16 protein-coding genes are annotated in these 18,904 nt (G+C 36.5%); 8 read left to right on the forward strand and 8 right to left on the reverse strand.

Features of this window, described 5'->3' with window-relative positions:
- Positions 1 to 10: 10 nt before the first annotated feature.
- Positions 11 to 1,066: a nitronate monooxygenase gene (locus K4L44_03560; GenBank protein ID QZE14927.1), complete on the reverse strand. Its 1,056-nt coding sequence runs from the start codon at positions 1,064 to 1,066 to the stop codon at positions 11 to 13.
- 460 nt (positions 1,067 to 1,526) lie between these two features.
- On the opposite strand from K4L44_03560, the gene K4L44_03565 reads away from it, so the two are divergent.
- Positions 1,527 to 3,788, forward strand: a complete 2,262-nt coding sequence (locus tag K4L44_03565; protein QZE14928.1) for an alpha-L-fucosidase — start codon at positions 1,527 to 1,529, stop codon at positions 3,786 to 3,788.
- A 343-nt stretch (positions 3,789 to 4,131) separates the two neighbouring features.
- Here the strand turns inward: K4L44_03565 and K4L44_03570 are convergent, their stop codons facing one another.
- Complete coding sequence (locus tag K4L44_03570; protein ID QZE14929.1) at positions 4,132 to 5,166, reverse strand: IS66 family transposase; 1,035 nt, start codon at positions 5,164 to 5,166, stop codon at positions 4,132 to 4,134.
- An 18-nt stretch (positions 5,167 to 5,184) separates the two neighbouring features.
- A complete protein-coding gene (locus K4L44_03575; GenBank protein ID QZE14930.1) occupies positions 5,185 to 5,553 on the reverse strand; it encodes a hypothetical protein in 369 nt (122 codons plus the stop codon).
- A gap of 154 nt (positions 5,554 to 5,707) precedes the next feature.
- Here K4L44_03575 and K4L44_03580 point away from each other — a divergent pair, with 154 nt between their 5' ends.
- The 6 genes from K4L44_03580 to K4L44_03605 all read left to right on the forward strand — a co-directional run bounded on the left by K4L44_03580 (position 5,708) and on the right by K4L44_03605 (position 12,156).
- A complete protein-coding gene (locus K4L44_03580; GenBank protein QZE14931.1) occupies positions 5,708 to 6,259 on the forward strand; it encodes a T9SS type A sorting domain-containing protein in 552 nt (183 codons plus the stop codon).
- A gap of 264 nt (positions 6,260 to 6,523) precedes the next feature.
- A complete protein-coding gene (gene mnmH, locus K4L44_03585) occupies positions 6,524 to 7,573 on the forward strand; it encodes a tRNA 2-selenouridine(34) synthase MnmH (GenBank protein ID QZE14932.1) in 1,050 nt (349 codons plus the stop codon).
- Positions 7,560 to 8,594, forward strand: a complete 1,035-nt coding sequence (gene selD, locus K4L44_03590) for a selenide, water dikinase SelD (protein ID QZE14933.1) — start codon at positions 7,560 to 7,562, stop codon at positions 8,592 to 8,594. Before mnmH ends, selD begins: the two co-directional genes overlap by 14 nt.
- A 581-nt stretch (positions 8,595 to 9,175) precedes the next feature.
- Positions 9,176 to 10,417 (forward strand): glycine betaine/L-proline ABC transporter ATP-binding protein, encoded by a 1,242-nt coding sequence (locus K4L44_03595; protein ID QZE14934.1) that lies wholly within the window; start codon positions 9,176 to 9,178, stop codon positions 10,415 to 10,417.
- A 7-nt stretch (positions 10,418 to 10,424) separates the two neighbouring features.
- A complete protein-coding gene (locus K4L44_03600; GenBank protein ID QZE14935.1) occupies positions 10,425 to 11,255 on the forward strand; it encodes a proline/glycine betaine ABC transporter permease in 831 nt (276 codons plus the stop codon).
- A gap of 28 nt (positions 11,256 to 11,283) precedes the next feature.
- Positions 11,284 to 12,156 (forward strand): glycine betaine ABC transporter substrate-binding protein, encoded by an 873-nt coding sequence (locus tag K4L44_03605; GenBank protein ID QZE14936.1) that lies wholly within the window; start codon positions 11,284 to 11,286, stop codon positions 12,154 to 12,156.
- A 392-nt stretch (positions 12,157 to 12,548) separates the two neighbouring features.
- Here K4L44_03605 and K4L44_03610 read toward each other — a convergent pair whose 3' ends face one another.
- From K4L44_03610 to mce, 5 genes are all read right to left on the reverse strand, one after another.
- Positions 12,549 to 13,784 (reverse strand): sodium ion-translocating decarboxylase subunit beta, encoded by a 1,236-nt coding sequence (locus K4L44_03610; protein QZE14937.1) that lies wholly within the window; start codon positions 13,782 to 13,784, stop codon positions 12,549 to 12,551.
- A 50-nt stretch (positions 13,785 to 13,834) separates the two neighbouring features.
- The gene (locus tag K4L44_03615; GenBank protein ID QZE14938.1) at positions 13,835 to 14,263 is read right to left on the reverse strand and encodes a biotin/lipoyl-binding protein; all 429 of its coding nucleotides are present in this window, start codon (positions 14,261 to 14,263) and stop codon (positions 13,835 to 13,837) included.
- A gap of 26 nt (positions 14,264 to 14,289) precedes the next feature.
- The gene (locus K4L44_03620; protein QZE14939.1) at positions 14,290 to 14,661 is read right to left on the reverse strand and encodes an OadG family protein; all 372 of its coding nucleotides are present in this window, start codon (positions 14,659 to 14,661) and stop codon (positions 14,290 to 14,292) included.
- A gap of 114 nt (positions 14,662 to 14,775) precedes the next feature.
- A complete protein-coding gene (locus tag K4L44_03625) occupies positions 14,776 to 16,335 on the reverse strand; it encodes an acyl-CoA carboxylase subunit beta (protein QZE14940.1) in 1,560 nt (519 codons plus the stop codon).
- Between the two features lie 50 nt (positions 16,336 to 16,385).
- Positions 16,386 to 16,796, reverse strand: a complete 411-nt coding sequence (gene mce, locus K4L44_03630; GenBank protein ID QZE14941.1) for a methylmalonyl-CoA epimerase — start codon at positions 16,794 to 16,796, stop codon at positions 16,386 to 16,388.
- Between the two features lie 597 nt (positions 16,797 to 17,393).
- Here mce and K4L44_03635 point away from each other — a divergent pair.
- On the forward strand, positions 17,394 to 18,893 hold the full coding sequence (locus K4L44_03635) for an NAD(P)/FAD-dependent oxidoreductase (GenBank protein QZE14942.1): 1,500 nt from the start codon (positions 17,394 to 17,396) through the stop codon (positions 18,891 to 18,893).
- The last annotated feature ends 11 nt before the right edge of the window (positions 18,894 to 18,904 follow it).

The following is an 18,904-nucleotide window of genomic DNA, read 5'->3' on the forward strand; positions in this document are numbered from 1 at the left end:
TGTTTCAACATTAACTCTTTGCAGTTAGTTCGTTAAAGAGTTCTTTTACAGAGATTAACTTCTTGGCCTTATAGGCATTACTGCCAGCAAAAGCATATCCATTCTTGAAATTTCCTTTGTAGGCATTGTACAATGCAGAGATGATACAGTATGGACTCTTCTCAACTTTACATGTTTTGATACAATGGAATGGACAACTCTTCGGAGATTTTAATCCCTCTTTTACCTGATCGATAAATTCATTCTTTATAGCTCTTCCTGGCATTCCAACAGGGCTTTGAATAATCTCAATATTATCTTCTGTCGCTTTGATATACTCTTGTTTAAATTTCTCGTCTGCATCACACTCATGGGTGGTGACAAAACGACTTCCTAGTTGAACTCCATCAGCTCCCAACTCCATTATCCGGAGCATGTCTTCTTGAGTGTGAATGCCACCAGCAGCAATCACAGGGATACTTTTGTTGTATTTAGTTCTAAGTGGAGCAATCTCTTTAACCACATTGGGGATAATCTCTTCTAGAGAAAAATTATTATCTTCAATCTGGTTGGCTTTAAATCCAAGATGACCTCCTGCTTTTGGTCCTTCTACAACAATTGCATCGGGTGCATAATCATAATTGTTTATCCATTTCTGGGCAATAATCCTAGCTGCTTTAGCAGACGAAACAATAGGCACTAGTTTGGTAATGCTGTCTGGTTTCAAATATTTTGGAAGATCTAATGGAAGTCCAGCTCCAGCAAAAATGATATCTGCTTTCTCTGAGATGGTTGTCTTTACCATGTCTTCAAAATTGGTCAAAGCAGCCATAATGTTTACTCCAATGACACCAATGGTCTTCTCTTTAGCTGTTCGAATTTCTTTCTTCAAACCTTCAATACTCGCTTTGACGTAGTCTAAAGATTTCTCTTTGTGAATTAAACCAAGACCCGCTGCCGAGATGACACCAATTCCTCCTTCGTTTGCAACAGCTGAGGCCAATCCCGAAAGTGAAATACCTACTCCCATACCCCCTTGTATTATTGGTACAGGAATCTCAAGATTCCCTATTTTCAATGATTTCATTTTGTATATTATTTATTAATAAATGTCTAGCCACGAAACTATGAAAAATGTCATAGTTTAATAGGGTTCTACTATTAAGTATTTGACAAATATCTCGTTAAAATGAAAAAAGAATGTTTTTATTTCGAAAATAGACCAAATGAGTAGTTGGGTCGTATAGTTGCACAAGTGTTAAAAAGTGTTCGTTTATAGTGTTTTGTGGCTATTTTATAAAGGAGTTATTGCTTTTTTTTATGAGAAATGATTTCCTAGCCTAGGCCTTTTTTCTATATGAGTTTTTGTCTATTTTCATCCTATAAAGATTTTATACAATAAATTTCTATCGATTGAATTTTTTTTATCAATCGATGGAATTGATCTGCTTAAGTTTACATTTTCGATTCAAATTTATTTCAGTTTCCTATAGTTACTATTATTTTTAGTGCTATTTTTGGTCAAACATCTAAACGTAACAATTAAAATGCATCAATTTAAACACACATTAAGCTATTTGATCTTTCCTGTGTTAGCCATGTTTTTGGCAACTTCTTGCGGAGAGAATCAACCACAAAGATCTTCGGATTACAGAAATAGCACGATCACGGTAAACAAGAATGCTTCAAAAAGCGAAATAATTAAAAGTGCTGTTGGAGTAGTACCAGATATGCGCCAATATGAGTGGCAAAAGATGGAGTTTATTGCTTTCGCTCACTTTGGAATGAATACCTTTACAGGAAGAGAATGGGGTACTGGTAAAGAGGATCCAAAACTTTTTAACCCGACTAATTTTGATGCGAATCAGTGGGCAATTACAGCAAAGAAAGCAAGCATGAAGATGATTATGCTTACAGCTAAGCACCACGATGGTTTCTGTTTATGGCCTACTGCAACCACTCCTCATTCAGTTAAAAATTCTCCATGGAAAGATGGTAAAGGAGATGTTTTTAAGGAGGTTGCTGATGCTTCAAGGAAAGCTGGATTGAAGGTAGGAGTGTATGTCTCTCCTGCAGATTTATCTGAAATTGAAAGAGAAGGGGGCACCTATGGTAATGGTTCTAAGCCGAAAACGGTGACTATTCCAGCTTATGGAGATGCTGTAAATGAAGTCGGTTCTTTTACGTATGATAACTGTACTGATTATGATGCACTATTTTTAACTCAAATTTATGAGGTTTGTTCTAAATATGGAGAAATTTCAGAGATATGGTTTGATGGAGCAAACCCTAAACCAGGAACAGGTCAGGTTTATAATGAAAAGGCATGGTTTGATTTAATTAGAAAACTTCAACCGAACTGTGTGATTGCAATTCATGGTCCTGATGTGAGATGGTGTGGTAACGAAGGTGGCCGAACAAGAACAAGCGAGTTTAGTGTGGTTCCTACGAATAAAGAGAATATTTTAGATAATGCAACGAAAAATGACTTGGGTAGTCGTGAAAAATTGTATAAAGCCAATTTTCTTCATTGGTATCCAGCGGAGACAAACACTTCGATCCGTCATGGATGGTTCTATCGTGATGATAACCAATATGTAAAATCTACATCAGAATTGTTAGATAATTGGTATCGTGCTGTTGGTGGTAATTCAGTTTTTCTACTTAATGTTACCCCTAATCGTGAAGGGTTGATTCCTGCAAAAGATTCGACCAACTTAGTCAATCTAGGTAAGATTATCTACGATTCATTCACTAAGAATTTGATTGATGATGAGGCAATTTGTACTGCTGATAATACGAAAGAACTGTATAATGCTAAATATGCTGTCGATGGAGATATCAAAACAGCATGGCAAACACAAGAAGGAGTGGAAACAGGGGTTTTGACTATAGATCTAAATAAAGAAGCAACCTTTAACAGGGTGGTACTTCAAGAAGATATCTATAATTTAAGTCAACGTGTGGAAGCATTCCATATTGATTATTTTAAAGATGGAAAGTGGAATTTGTTAGTTAAAAATAAGACTATAGGATTTAAGCATATTAGTAGATTTCCAACAATCACTACCAATAAAATACGTATTGTAATTGATAAATCACGTGTTACTGCAACACTTTCTGAGGTAGGTCTTTATCTTGCTCCAGAAAGATTAGAGAATCCTATTATCACAAGGACAAAAGATGGAATGGTTTCTATTTTTACGAAGAATGGCGATTCTAAAATCTTTTACACTATAGATGGGTCTGCACCTACTGTTGATTCTAAAAGTTTTACAGAGTCATTTACTCTTCCTAATGGAGGAGTGATAAAGGCTATCTCAGCAGTGAATAATAATACTGATTTGAGTGATGTGGTTGATAAAACGTTCGATCTATGTTCTTCGAAGTGGACTCTTGTTGAGGTGGACGATTTTAATTCATCAAACCCAGGAGAGAAAGCCTTTGATGGAAACAACCGTACGATGTGGCATACGCATTGGCATAAAGATTCAAAGAAACATCCACACCATATTACTATTAATCTAGGAGAAGAGGTGAAACTAAAAGGTTTTACTTATACTCCACGTCAAGATGGGTCAAAAAGTGGGATATGTAATTCTTACCTATTTGAGGTAAGTAAGGATGGAAAACGTTGGAAAAAAATGAAACAGGATCGTTTTGATAATATTCAAAATAACCCTGTTCAACAAAGAGTTTTCTTTAAATCAACCCCTGCGAAATATATTCGTTTTACGAGTAAGTCTGCTTTAGGAAATGTGAATTGGTTGTCTACCGCAGAAGTAGGAGTGATTGTAGATCATTATTAGTCGATCAGGTTCTTATAGGATATAAATAATTTATAAAGGGGGTGGCTAATTTTAGCAAGCCCCCTTTTTGAGTTTGCAATAGTTACATATTCGGTATACAGTCCTATTCATATTTTATTGATGCGTTGCAATATTATTCCTCGTAAAAGGTGCTATTTCTAAATGATCGTCATCTGTTGGGGATCATTTAAGTTAATTGTTTTCTTTGTTATCGTTTGTTTCATGCTTTATGACTACTTTTATTTTGTAATATTTGTAACTACTCAGCTTCATTTATAGTTTAGCCTCCATTCGCTAAAGAATGGAGGTTCAGAAAATATATAATGTGTAAATTATTTTATTGCTAACTGACCTTAAGATGGTTTTGAGATAACCAATGAGCAATCATTCTCACGACACTCTTTCCTTGTTTTTTAAGTGTATCAACAATAGAGCGTAACATGGCATACCTTTGGGCTCCTTCTTCTGTTCGATAACCTGCAGATACTTTTTGTTTTATTTTAATATTACGTATTGACCTTTCGGATGCATTGTTGTCAAAAGGAACTTCGTAATACTCTAAGAAAGTAAACACACTATCAATCCTTTTAATTAATCGACTCCGTAATGTCTTGATCTCATCTAGCTGATCGTCATACTCGTCATTTTTCAACAGTAATAAAAGCTGTTCTTTAAATATTGATTTTTCTTTTAAAGGATATTGGTTCTTGGCTGATTCTCTCTTTAATTTCATGGCTTTATAGAATATATTCAAAATATCCTCTGCCCAACTGTTATTCGTTTGTTGTTTAATGTAGATTAATTCTCGTTGTAAATGTGCTAAACATAGTTGATAATGTTTGGCTGGAGTTTTTAATTGCGAAGCATAACAGTCACTGACTAAGGTCGCATTAATAAATCCTTTTTTAAAATTTTCTACAACTACTTTATACCCTCTAGACTTATTGGCTGTAATGAATGTTACCTCATGATTTTGCCATACCCACATCCATCCTTTGCCTCCATTGATCTTGCAACCTGTTTCGTCTGAGCCAACTACACTGGATTTGGATATCGATTCACGAAGTGATTCATATAAAGGAGTCATCACCTCTTGGGCTTTATTTAAAATATTAGTAATAATCCCATCTCCAATTTTAAATGATGTTATCTCTTCCACTAGTGAACCAATACGGTTTAAAGGGATATAATGTTCAACATACAAGCTTACAATTAGTGAACGTAAATGAGAACCGTATTGGACAGGTGCTTTTATATTTGAGGGCATAGAACCTTTGTGTAGTTGACCACAACTGCATCTATTTTCATAAAGACGATGCTCAGTACAGATTTGTTCAAGAACAGGTGGTATGTCAAAAACCTGACGTTTGCATAACAAGCTAGCGTCTTCTTGATTTTATGTATTACCACACTGACATGTCGATGGAGGATAATATGACTCTATGCTTGTTGGAAAATCACTCTGTTGTAATGTCGATCCTTTATGGTTGGGTTGACCTCCGGGTTTCCTAGTGGATTTATTTCGAAGTGATTGATTTTTCTTTACTGTATGTAAATCTCTTGAAGGTGGAAAACTACTATTACTACTGTTTTTATGATTACGCGATAGTTTATCTTCTAGATCCTTTACTTTTTCATGAAGCATAGTATTCTCTTGTGACAAAGCTTGAACTCGTGACATCACTCTGTCTAGCTCTTCCTTTAAGGACTCAACCTGCTTCTTTAAAGCTCTATTTTCTTGTTCTAAACAATCAATTGTTCTCATGACTACAAAGATTCATTGATCTTGACAAATTAGAAAATATTATAACAGAAAGTAATCAACAATACGGCCTATTATTATTAACAATCATCACTAAAACAACGTGTTTGGAACTTTTGTGTGATTATTAGACTCAAAAAGAACCTGAGTAGTTACAGTGCAAAGAACATTTGACTTACAAAATAGTTATGAGTTAAAAAGTTTTTATGTATATGATGCAGGAATCAAGGAGACGGCTGACTATAATCTTCAATCTTTAGTTATTGAAGTTAGTGATGATAATCTTACATGGAAAGAGGTCTCTAAAAAAACAGATATCAATAACGATAATATTCACAGTATTATATTGAAAGATCCTGTTGAGGCTAAGTATATTTGCTTTAGAATGGTTGGATCAATAGCAGATGATAATGTGCGAATATATGAAATAGAGATCTATGGGAAAGAGGTATCAACGAATGTACCTATTGATATATCTTCAGAATTAAGATTGTATCCAAACCCAGCAACGGACTTTATTTCTGTGGATGTTGTGGGACTAGAACCTGCTCAAATTACTATTTATAATGTGATGGGGGCTATTGTCTATCAAAGCAATTCCTATAATGAAGGTGATAAAATAGCGGTGTATCATCTTACGGCCGGTCTTTATATGCTCCAAATGAATGTGGATTCAAAGAAGGTTATTAAGAAGTTCATAAAATACTGATAAATAGTGTTTAGTGTTGTTTAGAGTGCCTCTATACGACCTATAGATACAAAGCAGTAACACGAAGATATATACTTCGAGTTACTGCTTTTTTTAATTCTTCCCTTTTTTATAATAAAAAAGGCTTATAATTATTTTTGTCGTATTTTTATGCCTTCAGAACAATCTCCACGCTGAGATGGCCTTATATCAGATACTATTTAATTTGAAAAGACTGCTCGACATGAAGGTGCTTCTTATAAATTTAAGAGAAATAGTATTTACATGGAAATATTAAGTGCAGAAGAGTTTTTAGAAAAATCAGAAAGATATCCTATTGTCGATGTTCGTTCTCCTGCAGAATTTGAGGAGGGACACATCTCACAAGCTTGTAATATGGCACTTTTTGATAACGATCAAAGAGCGGTGGTTGGAACTTTGTATAAAAAACAGGGAAAAGACACTGCTGTAATTAAGGGCCTTGAGTATGTCGGTCCCAAAATGGCTAAATGGGCTAAGCAAGCTAAGAAGATGGCTGTGGACAATATCATCTTAATTCACTGTTGGAGAGGAGGAATGAGATCTCAATCGATGGCTTGGCTTTTTGAAAAAGTTGGTCTTAAATGTTATGTGCTAGAAGGGGGATACAAAGCTTATCGTAACCATCTTTTAGAGTGTGTAGCTAAAATTCCTAAGATGATTGTGTTAGAAGGTTTTTCAGGTAGTGGAAAAACCGATATCCTTCACTCTTTAGATCATAAAGGGTGTCAGGTGATCGATTTAGAAGGATTGGCTTCTCATAGAGGATCTGCATTTGGAGGCATTGGTCTTATTCCACAGCCTACCACCCAACAGTTTCAGAATGATCTATTCCATCAAGTTCGGCAGTTAGATCCTAGTCGTCCTGTTTGGGTCGAAGGAGAAAGTAAATTTATCGGTAAAGTGTTTCTTCCCGATCCTTTTTGGGATCGTATGAACCATTGTGCACTTTTAGTCGTTGAAATGACTCGTGATTATCGTATCAAACAACTGGTTAAAGACTATGCGAAACTTGAATCAGAAAAGATGAAGTCGGCGATAAATATATTGGTTAAACGTTTAGGAAATAAACGAAGAGACGAAATATTAGAGCATTATGACACAGGGCGCTTTGACTGTGTTGCGGATCTGCTATTAGAGTATTACGATAAAACGTATGAGTATAGTAGAGAGCATATGAAAGATAAAAAGCATGTAATCACTTGTGCTTTGCCAGATACTTCTGCAGAAGATCATGCAGATATTTTAATTCAAGAGATAGAAACAAAATACGATCAAATTTATGGAGTGTGTTAAGTTAACCCAATATTCTCATGGGGCAGGCTGTGGGTGTAAAATTGCACCAAAAGTATTAAAAGAGATCCTAGATCAAGTAGAACCTTCTCATATCGATCCACGTTTACTTGTTGGAAATGGAACTCTTGATGATGCTGCTGTATATGAGATAGATGATGAAAATGTGATTATCTCCACAACAGACTTCTTTATGCCTATTGTAGATGATCCAGAGGACTTCGGAGCCATTGCATCTGTCAATGCGATCAGCGATATTTATGCAATGGGAGGAAAACCATTAATGGCATTAGCGATACTTTGTTGGCCAACCAATAAGTTAGATACTTCTGTTGCTGCGGAAGTAATGAACGGTGCTCGTAAAGCATGTAAGGAAGCTGGTATTACCATCGCAGGTGGACATAGTATTGATGGCCCTGAGCCAATATTTGGTTTAGCGGTGACGGGGATTGCTAAGAAGTCTCGAATAAAAAAGAATGCTTCTGGAGAAGTTGGATGTAATTTATATCTTTCAAAACCGTTAGGGGTTGGGATACTATCTACGGCTCAAAAGAGAGGTGTTTTAGAGGAAGAAGATCGTATGAAATCTAGAAACTCTATGATTACTCTTAATAAGATAGGAGCGGTACTAGGAGAATTAGAAGGTGTTACAGCCATGACTGACGTAACTGGATTTGGATTGTTAGGACACTTAAAAGAGGTGTGTGAAGGTTCTAATATGAGTGCTGAAATCTCAGTTTCTAAAGTGCCTCTTATTGATGGCCTGCAGAAATATATTGATTTGAAGACTTTCCCTGGTGGTACACAACGAAATTTCGATAGTTATGGAGATAGAATATCTCCGATTACCGAAGAGCAGAAGTCTATCTTGTGTGATCCACAAACAAGTGGAGGGCTTCTTGTAGCTGTTCGCCCAGATATGGAAGATGAATTTTTAAAAGTAGCAAGAACCTATGGTTGGGAGCCTATTTGTTTCGGAAAAACAGTTGAAAAACAGGATTATGTAGTACAGGTCAATCCTTAAAAATAGAATCCTTTTTAAAGAGATTTATAAAGAATAGCTGTTCGTAATGAACAGCTATTCTTGTTTTAAGGATATCGGGTTGTTATACGATTCATATTACCTGATATTTTCACTCTGAATAAATAAAATACGTATTAAGTCCGTACTCTATTCTTTTTCACTATTAGAATTATCTTTTTGTAAGATAGTGTTTCTTTAAGTTTACTCTTTTTAAGTGTATGTCTAACCTATATATTGATGGTATATTAACTAATTGTTACCATATGATTGAATCTGTCTTCTTAAAACATGATGTTTTATTGTGTCTTTTTACACCTTCTTTGTATTCTATTATTGTGTGTGTAAGTGTTTGATATTGTGGTGGATGCCTATGTGTGGTCAATATGTCGTATAGAACATGTTTCTCACCCCTTGTACTGTGGTTATTGTGTCTATAGAGCAGAATAATAGCTTTTTTTGTTGTAATCTTTGGTTTATATTTGTGGTGAATCTATTTGATGGGGTTGTTACTAAAAAGGTTATGTTGTATACAACATGATTTCCTCTTACATCAAATAAATACTTCAAAACAATCATAATTTATGCCAGAATCTAATATTAAGATACAAGTAAAAGACCTTAATCTAATATTTGGAAAAAATAAAAAAGATGCCTTAAAGTTATTAGAGAAAGGGCATTCTAAAACAGACATTTTAAAAAAAACAGGCTGTACCGTAGGAGTAAATAATGCTTCCCTTGACATACATGAGGGAGAGATATTTGTTATCATGGGATTGTCTGGAAGTGGAAAATCTTCACTTATTCGCTGTCTCAATCTTCTTAATATACCAACCTCAGGTGAGATTATTTATCGAGGATCTTCTGTTACTAAGATGAAAAACCATGAATTGCGCGAACTGCGTAGAACGGGGATGAGTATGGTGTTTCAGAAATTTGGACTACTTCCACATAGAACTATTATAGAAAATGTTGCTTTTGGTCTTGAGTTACAAGGTACTCCAAAACAAGAAAGAGAGTTAAAAGCACAAAATGCAATCGAAAATGTTGGCCTTTTGGGGTTCGAAAATCAATTGCCATCGGAGTTATCTGGTGGAATGCAACAACGTGTAGGACTTGCAAGAGCCTTAACCAATGATCCCGATATATTATTAATGGACGAAGCTTTCTCTGCACTCGATCCATTGATTAAAGCTGAGATGCAGAATGAACTGCTTGAGCTTCAGTCAAAATTACATAAGACTATCGTTTTTATTACACACGACTTAGATGAGGCCATTAAACTAGGTGATCGTATTGCGATTATGAAAGATGGTGTCGTTGAGCAAACTGGAACTGCCGAAGAGATCTTGACAGAACCAGCTTCCCCTTATGTCGAAGCATTCGTTGAGAAAGTAGACCGTAAATGTGTGATCACTGCTGAGGTTCTGATGTTTAAAAATTCTGATGTTGCTAATATTAAGAAGGATGGTCCAAAGAGTCTGATCCATAAGATGCGACAAAAAGGACTAAATGCACTACCTGTTGTGGACGAAAAGAACTTCTTTAAGGGTTTTATTCGCCTACGAAATGTTTTAAGAGTATCCAAGGATGATAGTTTGTCTCTTTCTGATTTTATAGAAGAGGAGGTTGCTTCTGTATATCCCCATTTTACTGTAGAACAGATGTTAGCATTGATTGCTGGTACACACTTTCCTCTTCCTGTAGTGGATGAGAATAGTGGACGTTTCCTTGGAATGGTGACACAGACCTCTTTGGTGATCGAAGCAACACGTTACAATTTAAAAGAGGTAAAAACTTTACAGGAAGAGGCACAAGAAATTTAATCGATTTATGGAACAAGGATTTTTAAAGATAGGAGCTAGTGTCGAGAAAGCAGTTATGTGGTTGACTGAAAACTTTAGCTCTGTGTTTGATGTAATTAAGGATAATGGAAATAACCTTATTGAAGGATTTGAAAATATATTACTTTTCTTCCCTTTCTATGTAATCATTATTATAATGTCTGCCATTGCTTTGTATAAAGGAGGAAAGGGAGTAGCACTACTTACTACTCTGGGACTTCTTTTTATCTATTCATTAGGTTTTTGGACAGAAACGATGCAGACCCTCGCTATGGTATTGATATCTACTATTACAGCTTTAGTTATTGCAGTGCCTGTTGGAATTATATCAGCTAAAAAACCAATGGTTGAGAAAGCAGTAAGGCCAATATTAGACTTAATGCAGACTATGCCTGCCTTCGTTTACCTTATCCCTGCAGTACTATTTTTTAGTATAGGAAAACTCCCTGGTGCTTTTGCAACCATAATATTTGCAATGCCACCAGCTGTTCGTTTAACCTCTCTTGGTATTAAAGAGGTCTCTCCTGAAGTGGTTGAGGCTGCGAAGTCTTTCGGTGCATCTCCTATGCAGGTGCTTATAAAAGTAGAGCTTCCTTTAGCCAAAAACTCTCTACTTGCTGGAGTGAATCAAACAATTATGATGTCTTTATCTATGGTGGTAATTGCAGGAATGATTGCTGCTGGAGGATTAGGGGAGAAGGTTCTTGAAGGAATTAATAACCTTGATATTGCTTTAGGATTCGAGAGTGGATTAGCTGTAGTAATTCTTGCAATCATCTTAGATCGAATAACCCAATCTTTTGCGGGAAGCAAGAAATAGAAAAATAAAACCAAAACATATATTTACAATGAAAAATTTAAAACAATTATCTACCTTTTTCATGGCAATAGTGATGCTATTACTAGTAGCCTGTACTGGAGGAAAGAAGAATAGTGGGGATACTCTGAAGAAAGAAGTGACTATTGGCTATGTTGATGGTTGGGCTGAAGGAGTCGCCATGACATATGTAACAAAAGTAATTTTAGAAGAGCAAGGATATAATGTAAAGGTTAAGAATGCTGCAGTTGATTTAGTATTTGCTTCCATGTCTCAAGGTGATGTGGATGTATTTATGGATGTTTGGTTGCCGGTTACCCACAAAGAGAAAGTGGCTAAGTTCAAGAACAAACTAGAATATATTGGAACGAACTACCCTTCAGCAAAACTTGGTTTGGTAGTCCCTTCTTATGTAACAATCAATTCTATTGAAGAGCTTGAAGCTGCCAAAGATAAATTTAAGGGAAAGATCATTGGTATCGAAAAAGGTGCTGGAATGACTGGTATGACAGAAGTTGCAATTAAGGATTATAATCTAAGTCTAAAACAGATTAACTCTTCTACAGTTGCAATGCTTACCGAGGTGAAGAAAGCCATTGATAAAAAGGAGTGGATTGTTTTTTGTGGTTGGGCACCTCATTGGATGTTTGGACGTTTTGACCTTAAATTCCTTAGTGATTCTAAAAAGATCTATGGGGATGAGGAGAAGATCATGACCTATAGCCGTAAAGGTTTCAAGAAAGATTTTCCTGAATTGGCTTCCTATTTTACTAATTTTTCTATGACTGATGCTCAGATATCTGCGTTGATGAATGACATGGAAAATGGAAGTAGCAAAGACAAAACAGCAAAAGAGTGGGTGAGGAAAAATCAAGAACTTGTAAAGTCTTGGTTGAAGAAGTAATTGCTATCTTTTTACCTTTTTTGTAAGATATTTAAGAGAGGAAGAATCATTTGATTCTTCCTCTCTTTTGGTTTTTCCTTGAAACGAACATATAAGTACCTTTGGTCATATTTCATAGAGTATAGTCGATTACTTATTACGAATTAGAATAATCTATTCTCTTACCCAAAACAAACATATAAATACCTTTGTATCATATTTCATAAAGTATGAGTCGATTCCTTATTACGATATAGAAGGATCAATATTTATGTAAAAATCAAGATATAGGCATCAATAGACCAACGTATTTTATTACAAATTATATACTTTGGTCTATTGATGAACCTCTTTAAATATAAAAAGGAGTTCATATTTGAACCCCTTTTTATTCATAGATGAAATATGTGATACTACTTTAAAAATGCAAGAAGGATACCTGCAGCAACTGCAGATCCAATAACACCAGCTACATTAGGTGCCATGGCATGCATTAATAGATGGTTATTAGGATCACTTTTTAAACCTTCGTTCTGAACTACTCTTGCACTATCAGGTACAGCAGAAACTCCTGCTGCTCCAATAAGTGGATTGATCTTATCATCCTTCTTCAAGAAAAGATTCATAAATCGTGCAAAAAGAAGTCCTCCTGATGTCGCAATAACAAATGATACAGCACCTAAAACAAAGATCTTAAGAGAGTTTGTTGTTAAGAAATACTGTGCTTGTGTCGAAGCTCCAACCGTTACGCCTAGCAAAATAGTCACAATATTGATCAATGAGTTTCTTGCTGTATCTGCCAAACGTTCTGTTACACCTGACTCTTTTAGTAAATTTCCGAAGAACAACATACCTAGAAGTGGTATCGCTGAAGGTGCAATAAACGTTGTAAATATTAATCCAATGATTGGGAACAACACTTTTTCTGTCTTAGAGATTGCTCTAGGAGCTTTCATCTTAATTGTACGCTCATGTTTTGGTATCAAGAGACGCATAAGAGGTGGTTGTATTACTGGTACCAATGCCATATAAGAGTATGCTGCGATTGCAATAGCCCCCATCATATGTGGTGCTAACATCGCAGAAAGAAAGATTGCTGTTGGTCCATCTGCTCCACCAATAATTGCGATTGCTCCGCTTTCTTGAGGAGTGAACCCAAGAGCTGCGGCTCCCAAGAATGTTCCAAAGACACCAATCTGTGCTGCTGCCCCTAATAACATTAACTTTGGGTTTGATATCAAGGATGAGAAATCTGTCATTGCTCCGATACCCAAGAAGATAAGAGGAGGGTATATTCCATTCTTAACTCCGAAGTAGAGGTAATTCAATACAGATCCATCTTCGTATATTCCAATCTTGTTTCCTTCAAGAAAAGGGATATTACCAATAATCATCCCCGTTCCAATAGGAACCAATAGAAGAGGTTCGAAATCATATTTTATTCCTAGAAAAAGGAAGAAAAGTCCAACAAAGATCATTACTAAGTTTAGAGGATCGAAATTTGCAAACCCCGTAAAGTTATAGAAGGTTTTTAATCCCTCTATTGCTCCGCTTGTACTTTCTTGGAAAGCACTCCCATCTGCACCAAAGCAGAGTTGAACAGTAAGTATGATAGATATTGCACCAATGAGTGTGAGAAATTTTTTCATTATTGTAGTTTTAATCGTAAACTAAGAGAATTAATTACTTCTACGTTTGTCTATTGGATTTCCAAAATAACATCATTTTGAAGAACTGCATCTCCTTCTCCCACATGAATTTTACTCACAACTCCATCTTTTTCCGATAGAATCTTGTTTTCCATCTTCATTGCCTCAAGGATAAGTAAGACATCGCCTTTTTTAACGTTATCCCCCTCTTTTACTTGCAATTTAAAGATATTACCAGGAAGAGGTGCTTCCACTTTATATCCATCAACAGTGGTGTTCTTTTTTAAGATAGCACTATCATTGATAGTATTCACCACACTTTTACGGACAAGTTTAGGTGTTTTAGAAACTTTCACTTCTTGATCGATCTCCACTTCGTATGGGGTTCCATTCACCTCGATATTGGCGGTGTTCCCTTCAAGATCTTTAATTGATACGTTATATTTACTACCGTTGATGGTAAATTTAAATTTTCTCATGATTAACTGTTTTGAGTCTCGACAACTTATCTTCTATCTAACCTATTATTCATACTGTGTATTTTCGAATTCCAAGGAGAATATCTTCTTTTGATATTCTTAATGGTAATTACATTACTCTCCTCATCATGTTGGTTGTTGAGGAAAAGATGAAGTGCCATAGCAATTGCGGCCGATTCACCTGCTGTAATATCCGAATCCGAAGTAGTATCTTGTATGTTTGCCTCGGTTTTAGAGCCTATGCTCTTTTGTTTCTTTGACTTTTTCTTCATCTTATTCAAAATAAGAGGCATGGCCCAGCCAAAAGCGATAATAAGTGTTACGAGAACAAGGAAAACTACAAAGTAACCAACCAATGTAATAATCCATGTTTGTGAGGTAATTGAAAGTATGTTCATGGTTGTTTTTTTTTACCAGAAAATAAAACTCATCAATGAGTCTCTTCGTATTATTCAATCCTCTTCTCTTCTTTGATATGATAGAAGAGAAGAGAAGAGGAGAGTGGTATGCCACTACAATGGAATATTACTATGTTTCTTTAATGGATTGGTTACTTTCTTTGTTTGAAGACTCTGGAACGCTCTAATTAGACGGAATCGAGTATTTCTAGGTTCAATGACGTCATCAATATATCCATAAGATGCTGCTTGATATGGGTTTGCAAATGCGTTGTCATATTCATCCGTTTTCTTTTGGATATAGTCTAACCTCTCTTGCTCATCTTCTATTTTGCGAACATTTTTGCCTTCCAAGACTTCGATAGCCCCTTTGGCACCCATCACAGCAATCTCTGCTGATGGCCAAGCGTAGTTAAAGTCACCTCTTAACTGTTTACTACTCATAACACAGTGTGCTCCACCATACGATTTACGTAGTGTTACAGTAACTTTAGGTACGGTTGCCTCTCCATATGCAAACATTAATTTTGCACCATGGTTAATAATACCAGCATACTCTTGTCCTGATCCAGGAAGGAATCCAGGAACGTCTACTAAAGTAAGAAGAGGAATATTAAATGCATCACAGAAGCGAATAAAACGTGCTGCCTTTCTCGATGCATCACAGTCAAGAACCCCAGCTAAGAAGTTTGGTTGGTTGGCGATAATACCAATAGATTGTCCTGCTAAACGAGAAAATCCAACCACAATATTACGAGCGTAGTTTTGGTGTATCTCCAAGAACTCGTTGTCATCGACGATAGAGTAGATAATATCTTTTACGTCGTATGGCATATTAGGATTAGGAGGAATAATGGTATTCAACTCCTCATCCAAACGATCAATAGGATCGGTACACTCAATCATCGGTGCCTCTTCAAAGTTGTTCTGAGGAAGATAAGAGATCAACTTACGTATCATCATTAATCCCTCTTCTTCAGACTCTACCTTGAAGTGAGATACTCCTGACTTGGAAGAGTGAACATTGGCCCCTCCTAAATCATTCACTGTAATGGTTTCACCCGTTACAGTCTTTACAACCTTGGGACCAGTAACAAACATGTAGGAGTTTTCCTCCGTCATCATGATAAAATCAGTCAACGCTGGCGAATATACTGCACCACCGGCACATGGACCAAAAATAGCAGAGATCTGTGGTACCACACCTGAAGCCAAAATGTTACGCTCAAATATTTCAGCATAACCAGCCAGTGCGGTCACTCCCTCTTGGATTCGAGCTCCACCCGAATCGTTGATGCCGATAACAGGGGCACCTGCCTTCATGGCCATATCCATCACCTTACAAATCTTCTGAGCCATCGTTTCAGAAAGCGATCCTCCAAAAACTGTAAAGTCTTGTGCATATACATAAACGACACGACCATCAATGGTACCGTGTCCAATTACTACTCCATCGCCTTTGAACTTGGTCTTTTCCATTCCAAAATTCGTACAACGATGCGTTACAAACATATCAAGCTCTTCGAAGCTACCTTCGTCAAGGAGCATTTCGATACGTTCTCTTGCAGTCATTTTACCTTGTTCGTGTTGTCTGTTAATCCGTGCTTCTCCTCCACCCATACGAGCTTCGTTACGCAATTCAATTAACTTTCTGATTTTATCTTGATTGTTCATGATGTTAGGTTTTTGAATCTATTGAGTATAGATTGTCAAAAGTAACTTATTTATTTATCTCCCTCGCTACAAAGCTCAGTAAGCACTCCGTGAGTAGACTTTGGGTGCAAGAATCCAATGTTTAGACCTTCAGCACCTTTTCTTTGTGTCTTGTCGATAAGACGAAGACCACTCTCTTCTGCTTCGGTAAGCGCTTCGTTTACATTATCCACTGCATATGCAATGTGGTGTACTCCTTCTCCTTTTTTCTCTACGAATTTACCAATAGGTCCTTCAGGATCTGTTGACTCTAGCAATTCGATTTTCACTTCACCAACCTTGAAGAAAGCGGTACGCACTTTTTGCTCTGCTACCTCTTCAACATTATAACACTTTGTTCCTAAAAGTGCTTCATAGTAAGGAATTGTTTCATCTAGACTTTTTACAGCAATTCCAATGTGCTCAATTTGCTTTACTTTCATAATTCAAATAACCTTTTGATTCGATACCAACGTCTTCACGTCGTCTTTAAAAGTGATGTAAATGTAGGTATCAAAAATTAATAAAACAGTTTTCAATATATGAGATAAGTCTGTTTTAGCAATGTTCTAAAACAGCGTATCGATATTCGATTTAACAAATTAATATACTCATTGATTGTGATCAAAAAAAATGTCACTTTTCTCCATTTCTATTGATCAAACAGATTGTTTTTATCGTTAAAATGGAGCCTTTTTGTATCATGCCGGGGGAAGGCTGATAATACATTTATTCATTTAATTTAAGCACAATTCATATAGGGTTCCATATGTCAAAGAGCATTATTCCCTTCCCTTTGGGCTATTCAAAGCGCAACCTGAAGGGGTAATAGGAATCGTTAAAGGCTTCCTGTTACACTTACAAAAGTAAAATAATATTAAGTATGGAGAATGAAATTACACGATTGTTTTATTCGTTTTAGCTTATTTAAACAGAATAAATTTTTAGAAATGTTTTTGTGCTCTTTTTTATTTTTTAGTAGAACACTTTTTATGTTTTTATGTTATGATACCATAATGATATTTTATAATTAAGAACCCATGCAATCTGATAATATAGAACATTTCGACCTTGTCGTTATTGGAAGTGGTCCTGCAGGATTTGCTGCGGCCATGCGTGCCATCGATTTTCATAAAAAGGTGGCAATAGTAGAAGAGAAAAATTTAGGGGGAGCTGGAGTATTTCACGGAGCTTTGACATCCAAGACGATGTGGGAGCTATCTGCTGATTTTGCAGTAGCCTCGGCTGTCAATAGAGGCTATCGTGCTTCTCACCTAACTGTTGATTATAAGAAGGTAAAAAAGACTGTGGTGAATGCAGCCAAAACCAAGCAGTACCAGATGCTTTCCCAGATAGAATCGTTCTCCTCGTCTAATAAGATTGGTCACGGTGGAAGTCTTACTCTGATTCAAGGACATGGATCTTTTCAAGATGCCCATTATCTGAATATTGAGACTAGAGGGGAAGGAGAGAAGGTGATTTATGGTGAGTATTTTATCATTGCTACAGGATCGAGACCGCGACAACATCCCATTCTTAAAACGGATGGACATCGTATCGTGAACTCAGATGAACTTTTGGGATTGGATCGTTTTCCTGAAAGAATGCTTATTGTAGGGTCGGGCATTATTGGTTGTGAATTTGCAACTATCTTTTCCAATTTCAATCAAACCGAAGTGCATCTATTGGATAGAGCACATTGTGTGATTCCTTTTGAAGACAAGGATGTAAGCTCTTTTGTCTCTGAAGGACTTGAGAAAAATGGCGTGCAAATACACCATACTGCAAACTTTAGAACTGTACGTAAGAAAGAGGATAGCTTGGATGTCGTACTCGATTATGAAGATGGACACAGTAGGGTCATTGAGGTGGATGTGATACTGGTGAGTATTGGGCGTGTGCCAAATACCGATCATCTGAAACTAGAGAATGCTGGACTCCATGCCAACGAGAGAGGATTTCTAGAGATTAATAATGAGTGCGCGATGGAGGACTTCTCTAAATGTCATATTTTCGCTGCGGGGGATACTACAGGACATAAGGCACTTTACTGTGTGGCTGAAGAACAAGGACGTCATATCGTGGAAGCGATATGGGGCAATGTTGCATACCCATTGGACTATAGTCACCTACCTACCTTAATGTTTTTTAAACCAGAACTTGCTTCCGTTGGCATGAATGAGACGCAACTGCAAGAGAAAAAGATCCCATATCGTGCTGCTTATTACTCTAATAAATTAGTCAATAGGGCGATTGCAATGCAGAATACTAGAGGTTTTGTAAAAATCATGATCTCAGATGATGGGAAAAATAAGATTTTAGGAATGCGTGCAGGAGGCCCACAAGCATCTGCTTTTATCACCTCTTTTGCCTATCTATTGGATCAAAACCTTACCGTGGAGGAGGTCCTTAAAAATACTCATCCCCACCCAAGTGTCACAGAGGGAATACAGGAGTGTTTGCGTCTTCTGATGGGTATGTCTATTTACAAAGAGGAGGTGTTTCCTGAAGAGATTAAATTAACAGAGTGGAAACCATAATAAGTTCTCTT

The organism is Prolixibacteraceae bacterium (genome assembly GCA_019720755.1).
Classification (GTDB): Bacteria; Bacteroidota; Bacteroidia; order Bacteroidales; family Prolixibacteraceae; genus Halosquirtibacter; species Halosquirtibacter laminarini.

Coding starts and splice junctions, on each gene's coding strand:
- K4L44_03560 (QZE14927.1), bottom strand. CDS start 1,066: ATGAAATCATTGAAAATAGGGAATCTTGAGATTCCTGTACCAATAATA.
- K4L44_03565 (QZE14928.1), top strand. CDS start 1,527: ATGCATCAATTTAAACACACATTAAGCTATTTGATCTTTCCTGTGTTA.
- K4L44_03575 (QZE14930.1), bottom strand. CDS start 5,553: ATGAGAACAATTGATTGTTTAGAACAAGAAAATAGAGCTTTAAAGAAG.
- mnmH (QZE14932.1), top strand. CDS start 6,524: ATGGAAATATTAAGTGCAGAAGAGTTTTTAGAAAAATCAGAAAGATAT.
- selD (QZE14933.1), top strand. CDS start 7,560: ATGGAGTGTGTTAAGTTAACCCAATATTCTCATGGGGCAGGCTGTGGG.
- K4L44_03595 (QZE14934.1), top strand. CDS start 9,176: ATGCCAGAATCTAATATTAAGATACAAGTAAAAGACCTTAATCTAATA.
- K4L44_03600 (QZE14935.1), top strand. CDS start 10,425: ATGGAACAAGGATTTTTAAAGATAGGAGCTAGTGTCGAGAAAGCAGTT.
- K4L44_03605 (QZE14936.1), top strand. CDS start 11,284: ATGAAAAATTTAAAACAATTATCTACCTTTTTCATGGCAATAGTGATG.
- K4L44_03610 (QZE14937.1), bottom strand. CDS start 13,784: ATGAAAAAATTTCTCACACTCATTGGTGCAATATCTATCATACTTACT.
- K4L44_03615 (QZE14938.1), bottom strand. CDS start 14,263: ATGAGAAAATTTAAATTTACCATCAACGGTAGTAAATATAACGTATCA.
- K4L44_03620 (QZE14939.1), bottom strand. CDS start 14,661: ATGAACATACTTTCAATTACCTCACAAACATGGATTATTACATTGGTT.
- K4L44_03625 (QZE14940.1), bottom strand. CDS start 16,335: ATGAACAATCAAGATAAAATCAGAAAGTTAATTGAATTGCGTAACGAA.
- mce (QZE14941.1), bottom strand. CDS start 16,796: ATGAAAGTAAAGCAAATTGAGCACATTGGAATTGCTGTAAAAAGTCTA.
- K4L44_03635 (QZE14942.1), top strand. CDS start 17,394: ATGCAATCTGATAATATAGAACATTTCGACCTTGTCGTTATTGGAAGT.